This is a genomic window from Robiginitalea sp. (assembly GCF_049588695.1).
Taxonomy (GTDB): Bacteria; Bacteroidota; Bacteroidia; order Flavobacteriales; family Flavobacteriaceae; genus Robiginitalea.
Map to the genome: position 1 here is coordinate 1 of NZ_JBAVZJ010000488.1, position 9,324 is coordinate 9,324.

Below are 9,324 nucleotides of genomic sequence, written 5' to 3' on the forward strand. Positions count from 1 at the left end.
CCCTATGCCTGACGCCGATTTTGATTATGAGGCCTTCGAAAAGGACGGCCAGAAATACATTGAGAAATGGCAAAAAAAGTTCGAGAAAGAATTCGACGAAGAGTACCGGGCAGAATTTGAGGCCTGGGGCAGGGAGATGGGGGAAGAGATGGAAGCCCGAATTGAGGCTCGGGAAGCCGCCCGGGAAGCGATGAAAGAGCAGAGGGATCGACAGCGGGCCGAGATGCAGGAACAACGCGAAGAAATACAGGAACAAATGCGCGAGCAACGCGAAGAGATGCGAGAGCAGCAAATGGAGGCCCGGGAGCAGGCTCGCATGGCACAACGACAAGCCCGTGAGGCGCAGGCACAGGTCCGAAACAACCAGAATCCGGGGATTTTCTATATGCGCGGGGCTTCTGGAAACCAGAAATTCACCATAAAAAAAACAATTAAAGTCAAAATGCCCAAGGGGGCACGCCTGAAGATGAACGTGCGCTATGGCGAAGTAAAACTTGCGGATAATGCGCTGAATACAAAGGCAAACCTCTCGTATGCCAGCCTGTTTGCCAATACTATCGATGGCAGGGATACGGATATTGCAGCCCGATACTCCCCGGTGACGGTAGAACGTTGGAATGGAGGGCGGCTCCAAACGGAATTTTCCGATGGGGTTGAGCTCCATGAGGTGGGACAGCTGAACATGGTTTCCCGTTCTTCCATGGTGACTATAGACCGCCTTTTGCGGGAGGTTTCGATCGATTCCAGGATGGGGCTTTTGGTCATCGGTGAGGTTGCGGATGACTTCAGGGATATGGATATCTCCGTGGCCTACGGGGAACTCCGTTTCGACCTGCCGCGAAGTGCGTATGAAATTACGGTTAGTGAGGACCGGTCAGAAGTACTCTATCCCGATTTTATCCGTTGGGAGGCCTCACAGGGGGAGCGACCACAGGTTCGCAAAGGTTTTAGTCAGCAAAAGGGTAGTGGAAAGTCTATCCTGATCAATACGGCCTACAGTGAGGTTTCCCTGAATGATTAGACGCAACGACTGGATTGCAAGGGGGTATAAAAACGGGAAGTTTCCCCTTAATGCACACCCTCCTTCAGGAACTCTGAAAAATTGGCTTTAAACCGGTTCAGGCGCGGAATGGAAATGTTCTGAACATACGGATTGTCAGGATTGTTTTTTTCGTAATCCTGGTGGTAGTCTTCGGCCGGATAGAACTTTGTGAAGGGGGTGATTTCTGTAACTATCGGCTTATCGTAGACCCCGCTTTCTTCCAAAGCGTCCATATAGGCCCGGATGGTTTGCTGTTCCGACTTGTTCTTATAAAATGCTATGGAACGATATTGGGGCCCGCGGTCGGGCCCTTGTCGGTTAAGGGAAGTCGGGTCGTGGGAGCCGAAAAACACCTGCACCAATTGAAAATAACTGATCACTTCGGGGTCGTAATACACTTCCACGGCTTCCGCATGACCGGTGCGCCCATAGCTGACATCTTCATAGGTCGGATTGGTTTCTGTTCCTCCCGCGTATCCGGACACCACTTCAGCCACTCCTTTAACACTCTCGTAAATAGCTTCTACACACCAGAAACAGCCACTGGCAAAATACGCCGTTTCGTAGTCTGACAGATCCTGAGAATCCGGGGCTTCCAGACTCGCGATTTCGGGAACTTCTGTCAGTGCTGCCTTTTTACCCTGGGACTGACAGGAAAAAGTGGAGGTAAAGAGTAGGGCGAACCCAAAAATGTAAAGTGCTTTTTTCATAGTTCAAAACCTAAGAATGTTCGAAATTACAAAGGGAAGTGGTACAGGATGTTTTAAAATTTGTTAATTCTGAGTAGTGTTTTTGTAATTTTCGCGGTTAAAAGGGCATTCTCAATGAAATCACATATGCTTCTCGACCCCGGGATCTCGACGAGCCAATATTTCCGCGTGGATCTTTCGATTACCAATGATACGCTCGGAGATGCCTTAAAAGATCCTGAATCGTGTCAGGCCTATCTCGATCGCGTTCTGGAAAAGCACAAAAAGCGCGTTGCTTTCGGAGGCTATCTGGAAAGGCGGGGATTATACGACGGATTTGGACACTTCAATCCGGGGGAAAGTGGTAAACGCGAATATCATCTGGGTGTGGACTTCTGGGCCCCTGCAGGAACTTCGGTGCACACCCCATGGAAGGGGAGGGTCCATAGCTGGGCGAACCGGACCGCCCGCGGTGATTATGGCCCTGTCCTCCTTTTGGAACACCTCATTTATGGCAAGCCTTTGTATTCCGTATATGGCCACCTCTCCTCCGGGAGTCTGGACGGGCTTTTTAAAGGCAGAGAATTTGAAATGGGTCAGGAGGTAGGCCGCCTGGGGACTGCGAGCGAAAATGGGGGCTATGCCCCTCACCTGCATTTTCAATTCGTTCGGGATTTGGAAGGCTACAGCGGGGATTACCCGGGGGTTTGCGCACTTGAGCAACTGGAATTCTACCGGGAGAATTGCCCTGATCCCCTGGATTATTTAAATTTTAGCCAGTAGCCAGTAGCCAGTAGCCAGTAGCCAGTAGCCAGTAGCCAGTAGCCAGTAGCCAGTAGCCAGTAGCCAGTAGCCAGTAGTCAGTAGTCAGTTGCCTGTAGCCAGTTGCCAATAGCCATTAGTCAGTAGTCAGAAGTCAGTAGCCAGTAGCAGGATGAAATACATAATTCCCGGATGAGTGGGAGAGAAGGGTCAAACGCTTCGACGGGGTTTCTGAACCCTTGATCGGGACAGTTTCAGGTTACCGATTTAAATGCGTTTTTGAACGATTTACACCCGTGCCGGGACCCTGCCTCTGCGTTGTTTATGTATAAATCGCGTATACAGTGAGGACTTTTATTTTCATTTTCAGCTTCTTTTTTTTCGCCTCCATACAGGCACAACAACCTACCCCTGAGCCCAAGGTTGAGGTCAAAACCATGGAGCCTGAGCATAAAGTTGAGGTGAAAACCATGGAACTGGTTCCCGTTTGGAAAATTCTTGAAAAAACGGATTTGGAAAGTCCACAAATAGTTCGGCTCTATCGCCGGCAACATACCCGGGTGAAAAGGGAGTTATCATTTACGACCTATCGCGGTCGCCCGGCAATGGCCTAGGAAGCTTCTCGCTCCGGGCTTCGGATCGCCTTTTGCAGGACAGCCCAGACATTGTCCGCCACAATCTTATGACCGGCCTCTGTTGGGTGAATACCATCTTCCTGGTTGAGTTCGGGAATACCACCCACATCCTGAAGAAGGAAAGGAATCAAAAGAACATCTTCAGATTGGGCGATTTCGGGAAACATTTTCCGGAATTCATCCGTGTACTCCGGCCCCATATTCGGGGGCAGCTGCATTCCGGCCAGCACGATCACCACATCGGGATACTTGGCGCGCACCTGTGCGATCATCGCTTTAAGATTTTTACGGGTCTCTGCCAGGGGAATACCCCTGAGGCCATCATTGGCGCCCAATTCAAGTACAAAGACTTCCAGGGGTTGATTCAGCACCCATCCGAGTCGGTTTTTTCCACTGGCTGTCGTTTCTCCGCTTAAACCCGCATTGACTACTTCGTATGAATATCCAAGGGAATCGAGGCGCTGCTGCAAGAGGCCCGGGAAAGCCAGGTTGGGGTCCAGACCGAGCCCCGCTGTGAGCGAGTCGCCGAAAAAGAGAATGGTTTCGGATGTATTGGCTTCCGGCTCTGCAGATGCAGTGGAATCCTCGACGGGTACTGTTGCCCCATTCTTATCCCCATTTGAAGCAGGGTTGTCCCGGCAACCCATAAGGCAAATCAGGCAGAAAATATAACTAAATTTTAAGAGTCTTCGGGGTCCGTTGTTCTGCATTTCTAGATTGTATTGTGTAATTTTTGCGGCTTTAAACCTGATAAATCTGTCTATGTCAAAGATATTAAACGTTGAGCAGCTCGGAAAAAGTTATCTCAGTGGAGGTAAAACCCTGACGGTGTTGGATGATATATCATTTTCGGTGCCTTCAGGTACGAGTTATGCTATCGTTGGACCCTCGGGGAGTGGGAAGACCACATTACTGGGGCTCTGCGCGGGTCTGGATACCCCGGATTCCGGACGGGTGGAATTGTGCGGGCAGTATCTGGCCCAACTCGACGAGGATGGCAGGGCGCTTTTACGAAATGAAAAGGTCGGATTTATATTTCAGAATTTTCAATTGTTGCCGACACTTTCCGCCCTGGAGAATGTCAGTGTACCTTTGGAACTCAGGGGGGCAAAAGGGGCTGGTGAGACGGCGAGGACCCTCCTGGAAAAGGTAGGTCTGGGGGACCGAACGCATCACTATCCAAGCCAGCTGTCCGGAGGGGAACAACAGCGCGTCGCGCTGGCGCGGGCCTTTGCCAACCGGCCCGATATTCTCTTTGCGGATGAGCCTACGGGAAATCTCGATGAGGAAACGGGGGAACGCGTGGTGGAATTACTCTTTGATCTGAATAAAGAAGCGGGGACTACCCTCATTATTGTTACCCACGATCTTAGCCTGGCCCGGAGGTGTGACGGATTGATGCAACTGAAAGGTGGGCGAATCTTTAAAACGGAAGGAGCAGCTCAGCTATGAGTATTATAAAGCAAAAAGCGGGTACCGCGTGGCTTTTCCGAATGGCCTGGAGAGATGGGCGTGCAAGTCTTAAGCGTTTGGCCCTTTTTATGAGTGCCATTGTCCTGGGTATTGCCGCTTTGGTGAGTATTCAGAATTTCGGAAAGACATTGGAAGAAACCATATCCGGACAGTCACGGCAACTTATGGGGGCCGATTTTCTGATCGACAGTGATCATCCCGCCACGCCGCGTGTGGTCCAGATCATTGATTCTTTGGGTGGCGAGCAAAGTATGGAGGTGAATTTTGTTTCCATGGCGCTTTTCCCCGGTAAAGAGGGCAGCAAATTGATACGGGTACGGGCTATGGAAGGCGGGTACCCCTTTTATGGAGCTTTAAGTACCCGGCCTGCGAAAGCCGCTGAGGTGTATCAGCAAGAAATCTCCGCCCTGGTAGATGCGACCCTAATGGTGCAATTCGGCCTTCAGGCCGGGGATTCCATTAAAATCGGAAACACGGTCTTTCCCATAGGTGGTAGTCTGATTGAAGCGCCCGGAAATACCGTGGTATCTACTTCTGTGGCCCCTGCGGTATGGATTCCTTATGCGGCTTTGGAACAGACCGGCCTGGTCCAAACCGGCAGCCGCCTGAGGTACAACTATTATTTTCGGGCCGCGCCAAAAACGGATTTGGAGGCGCTTTACACCGCAATAGACCCTGTTCTGGACGATGAAGGTGCAGATTTGGACTTGCATACGGATACATCACAACGACTGGGGAGGAGGTTTGAGAACGTCGGGAAGTTTCTCAAGTTGGTCGCTTTTATAGCGCTCTTACTCGGATGTTTGGGAATTGCCAGTTCGGTGCACATCTATATGAAAGAGAAGCGCACTTCGATTGCCATACTAAAGTGCTTGGGAGCTTCCCGAAAACAAACACTGTTTATTTTCCTGATTCAAATTGCCGGAATTGGCCTTCTGGGAGGAATTCTGGGAGCTGGCCTGGGGCTTTTGCTTCAACAGGTTTTCCCTCAATTTGTGCAGGATTTCCTGCCTGTTGAACTGGAATGGGCGACGCACTGGGGCCCCGTCTTCCTTGGAGTCGGACTCGGGGTTTTGATGGCGGTCCTCTTTGGGTTACTTCCCTTACTCAACAGCTATTTTATCAGCCCACTGTCTGTGTTGCGCATCAGCGAAGGCGATACGGAAGGATCCAAACGACTAACGGCCCTGGTCTTTTCACTAATCGCACTGGGAATCTGGGGAGCGGCCACCTACCTGCTTGAGAGTGGAATCCGGGCCCTGTGGTTTGTAGGGGGCATTGCGATCACCTTCCTGATCCTCACGGGAATCGCGTGGGCCCTGATGCGATTGGTTCGACGGTTTTTTCCCCATAACTGGGGATTTGAAGCCCGCCAAAGCTTACTCAACTTATTCCGCCCGAACAACCAAACCCTGGTTTTGATTCTCGCAATAGGTATTGGGACTTTTCTGATCAGTACGTTGTACTTCACCCAGGACATGTTACTGGCGCGGGCGGAAATTGAAGACGATACCCCTGCTGCAAATCTTATATTGCTCGATGTACAGGCCGGGCAGGAAGCCCAGGTCGAAGAAATGATTCGTCCCCGGGGGCTGCCCGTCTTAGAGAATATCCCTATTGTCACCATGCGCCTGGACCAGATCCGGAATCGAAAGGTGGAAGAGATCCGCAAGGACACGACTTCTACAATCAACGGCTGGATCCTCAACCATGAATTCCGGGTCACCTACCGGGACTCCCTTATCGCCTCAGAACGCCTGCTCGAGGGGGAATGGATTCCTTCCTTCAGGGATAAATCCGGACCCATACCCATCTCCCTCTCTGATAATGTAGCCCGGGATGCAGAGTCGGGGGTAGGGGATACCCTTGTGTTTAACGTACAGGGAGTGCTTATGGAAACGGTTATTTCGAGTATCCGGGAGGTAGACTGGGGCCGTTTACAACTGAATTTTTCAGTAGTCTTTCCCGAGGGAGTCCTCGAAGAAGCACCCCGGTTTCACGTCCTGACCACCTTCGCAGAGTCGGAAGATACATCTGCCAGGTTTCAACAGGACCTTGTGAGTACCTATCCCAATATTTCTGTCCTCGACGTCCGGCAATTGCTTTCCGCAGTAGGTGATATTCTGGAAAAACTCTCCTGGGTAATACGGTTTATGGCCTTTTTTAGTATCCTCACAGGCTTTATCGTCTTATTGGGAGCCGTGCGCACGAGTAAATTCCAGCGAATCCGGGAAAGTGTCCTGCTCCGGACATTGGGGGCTACCGGGCAACAGATCCGGAGGATAACTATTTTGGAATACTTGTTTTTGGGTAGCATTGGAAGCCTGATGGGGGTGTTGCTATCACTATTGGGTACGCAGTTGCTCGCTTATGGTGTTTTTGAACTGAGTTTCACGCCTTCATGGGTTCCCTTCCTTGTGGTCTTTCCCCTGATCAGCCTGACCGTTTTAGCTATAGGGCTGTTAAACAGCAGGGGGGTTCTGAACAGCCCACCTTTGGAAGTACTCCGCAAAGAAGGGGTTTAGCGCGGGCATTATTTAGTGGTGTCGGGTCATCGAGAAGTGTCAGGGCATGACGATACGAATCGGGTATTTTTCGAAAACAGCAGCCTGTTCTGAAGTGGTGAGTTCAGTAAGGGTTTTACCCAGGATGGTACGGGAATACAGGTCTCTTACTTCGCTGATAGCCAGTGAAATCTGGTCTTTTACCGAAACAAATTGACTATACTTGACATCAGGCTCAATTTCAATGATATAGAGGGAACTTTGTTCGAAAGTCCGGGCATGGTCGCTGACCAGTTTGAGCATTAGCTCACGGCTTACCAATTGGTCCGATACGATCAGCTGATCCCGTTCATTCAGATACACCCGGAAGACGTTGGCTCCCCTGGCATCGAGCTGGGCGAGCGGGCTATAGGTGGTAAACCCGCTATCAGGAGTGCTGGTTTGAAAGGCCTGACGGTCGATGAGTTCATAAGTAAACAGGCGGTAGTAGGGCAAAGCCAGATCTCCATCAGTCAGTAAATCCAAATAAGCCAGGGCTTCCAGGGCGGGATTCAGATTTTCATGCAGGAGGGAATCCCTGAGAATTTCAAATTGAATAAGGGTGGAATTAGATGGATCTACAGTATTTATATCCAGTATATTACGGCAGTCACTTAAAGCTATACTATCCCTCCTGATACTGCGAAAACGAGGGCCGAAATACAATTCGGGGGGGCGTACGATCCCCTGATCTGAAGCAATGCGTTGCAGCAAACCCCTGTAGCTTTCTCCATCTGTGTTCTCGAGTAAACCTTCGGAAAGAAGTTCGGCTTCAAAAGTGCTGACAAGACTGTCAAGGACCTGGGGGCCATCTTCAAAAGTCCGGGCGATACATGAATAAAGTTGTGATTCCAGTACTTTTCCCTGCGAAAAGGAGGGGGTTGGCGTGAGTAAAAACCCGAGGCCAAGCAAGAGGCCCCGAAGTATATTTCTCCGAGAACGAATCAGGTATGGAAGGGTATTTCTGGATATCATGGCAAAGGGTAAGGTACGGAATTTTAGGATTTTGGACCTTGGGAATTTCGATGAAACCCCGCTTCTCTCGTTTCAATACTCCATGGGTAGGCCTGGCGACTTATGGAGTTCGAAATTTTAGGAAAGCAGGTGTACATAAATGTGAACCTCGCCGGCACTGTATCCGGTCTAAGTCTCATCCGAATCCGGGGTGACTTTTGACAGGCAATTCCAGAGCGTCCCTGAGCCCTACTCGTTTATCCCCGGTTGCCTGATTTGAAACCCTTCCGCTTTTTTAGCGGCGTCCACCTGCCGCTTAACATCATTTAAAAGGGCCTTGGCGTCGTAAATAATCCCATCTTTCACAGTGTATTTTACACCCCCCACCCGAACCACTTCATTATCTTCGGTAAGTTTGATGGCTCCGGTACCATATAGAGCTTTGAAATTCTCCAGGGGGTTGGCTTCCACTACGACCAGATCGGCCAGTTTACCGGGGGTAATGGTCCCGATTTCATTGTCAAAACCAAGAGCTTCTGCACCGTTGAGCGTCGCTGCCCGGATAATTTCCAGGGGGTGGAATCCAGCTTCCCTGAGCAGCTCCATTTCCCGTATGTAGGCAAAGCCGTACAGCTGATAGATAAATCCGGAGTCTGAGCCTACGGTAACCCTTCCGCCCCGGTTTTTATATTCATTAACAAAGGTCATCCAGAGCTGGTAATTCTTTTTCCAGGCTACTTCCTGTTCTGTACCCCAGTAGTGCCAGTAGGAACCATGCGAAATTTTACTCGGGGCGTAAAACCGCCAAAGGGAGGGGAGGGTATAGGTCTCGTGCCACTCCGCTCTGCGGGCCCGGTGCAAATCACGGCTGGCCTCGTAAATATTAAAAGTCGGATCGATGGTAAAGTCCAGGGCGATCAGTTCTTCCATGACCTTATTCCAATGGTTAGAATACGGGGCTGCCGCCTGTTGCCAGAGCTTACCCGCCTCCTGAAAGCGGTGTTGTTCGTTGTTGTAGTTGTAGTCCAGGGGATAGTCCTGCACGGTTCGGTCTTCAAAAAGTGCTTCGGGGAGTCCGTACCAGTGTTCCATGCTGGTCAGGCCTGCACGCGCTGAATTTAACACATTCCACCGGGCCACGTCCAGTTGTGCGTGATGGCAGGCAGATCGGAGTCCGAGTTTCTTATTTTCGTCCAGGGCGGCGCTCATAATTTCAGGAGCTGCCC

The 9,324-nt window shown here is 50.7% G+C and carries 9 protein-coding genes; 5 read left to right on the top strand and 4 right to left on the bottom strand.

The genetic code is table 11. From position 1 onward, the window contains the following. A partial coding sequence (locus WBV75_RS11395; RefSeq protein WP_424120720.1) for a hypothetical protein occupies positions 1-1,021 on the top strand: 1,021 nt, incomplete at its 5' end. 47 nt (positions 1,022-1,068) lie between these two features. Here the strand turns inward: WBV75_RS11395 and msrA are convergent. Continuing rightward, entirely contained in the window at positions 1,069-1,752 is a 684-nt protein-coding gene (msrA, locus tag WBV75_RS11400) for a peptide-methionine (S)-S-oxide reductase MsrA (RefSeq protein WP_424120721.1), read from the bottom strand. A 114-nt stretch (positions 1,753-1,866) separates the two neighbouring features. Between msrA and WBV75_RS11405 the strand changes: the two genes are divergently transcribed. Together WBV75_RS11405 and WBV75_RS11410 are read left to right on the top strand one after the other, a co-directional pair. After that, positions 1,867-2,514: a peptidoglycan DD-metalloendopeptidase family protein gene (locus WBV75_RS11405; protein WP_424120722.1), complete on the top strand. Its 648-nt coding sequence runs from the start codon at positions 1,867-1,869 to the stop codon at positions 2,512-2,514. Positions 2,515-2,837: 323 nt separating this feature from the next. Then, positions 2,838-3,107 (top strand): hypothetical protein, encoded by a 270-nt coding sequence (locus WBV75_RS11410; RefSeq protein WP_424120723.1) that lies wholly within the window; start codon positions 2,838-2,840, stop codon positions 3,105-3,107. Here the strand turns inward: WBV75_RS11410 and WBV75_RS11415 are convergent. Then, positions 3,104-3,838 (bottom strand): arylesterase, encoded by a 735-nt coding sequence (locus WBV75_RS11415; RefSeq protein ID WP_424120724.1) that lies wholly within the window; start codon positions 3,836-3,838, stop codon positions 3,104-3,106. The genes WBV75_RS11410 and WBV75_RS11415 overlap by 4 nt on opposite strands. A 52-nt stretch (positions 3,839-3,890) precedes the next feature. Here WBV75_RS11415 and WBV75_RS11420 point away from each other — a divergent pair, with 52 nt between their 5' ends. Further along, complete coding sequence (locus tag WBV75_RS11420; protein ID WP_424120725.1) at positions 3,891-4,580, top strand: ABC transporter ATP-binding protein; 690 nt, start codon at positions 3,891-3,893, stop codon at positions 4,578-4,580. After that, the gene (locus WBV75_RS11425; RefSeq protein WP_424120726.1) at positions 4,577-7,126 is read left to right on the top strand and encodes an ABC transporter permease; all 2,550 of its coding nucleotides are present in this window, start codon (positions 4,577-4,579) and stop codon (positions 7,124-7,126) included. The genes WBV75_RS11420 and WBV75_RS11425 overlap by 4 nt, the downstream gene beginning before the upstream one ends. Before the next feature lie 39 nt (positions 7,127-7,165). Here the strand turns inward: WBV75_RS11425 and WBV75_RS11430 are convergent, their stop codons facing one another. Next, positions 7,166-8,119, bottom strand: a complete 954-nt coding sequence (locus tag WBV75_RS11430; RefSeq protein ID WP_424120727.1) for a hypothetical protein — start codon at positions 8,117-8,119, stop codon at positions 7,166-7,168. Between the two features lie 228 nt (positions 8,120-8,347). Then, on the bottom strand, positions 8,348-9,324 hold a 977-nt coding region (locus tag WBV75_RS11435), incomplete at its 5' end, for an amidohydrolase family protein (protein WP_424120728.1).

Excerpts from the sequence above, each read along its gene's own strand:
- msrA (WP_424120721.1), bottom strand. The coding sequence starts at position 1,752 with ATGAAAAAAGCACTTTACATTTTTGGGTTCGCCCTACTCTTTACCTCC.
- WBV75_RS11405 (WP_424120722.1), top strand. The coding sequence starts at position 1,867 with ATGAAATCACATATGCTTCTCGACCCCGGGATCTCGACGAGCCAATAT.
- WBV75_RS11415 (WP_424120724.1), bottom strand. The coding sequence starts at position 3,838 with ATGCAGAACAACGGACCCCGAAGACTCTTAAAATTTAGTTATATTTTC.
- WBV75_RS11420 (WP_424120725.1), top strand. The coding sequence starts at position 3,891 with ATGTCAAAGATATTAAACGTTGAGCAGCTCGGAAAAAGTTATCTCAGT.
- WBV75_RS11425 (WP_424120726.1), top strand. The coding sequence starts at position 4,577 with ATGAGTATTATAAAGCAAAAAGCGGGTACCGCGTGGCTTTTCCGAATG.
- WBV75_RS11430 (WP_424120727.1), bottom strand. The coding sequence starts at position 8,119 with ATGATATCCAGAAATACCCTTCCATACCTGATTCGTTCTCGGAGAAAT.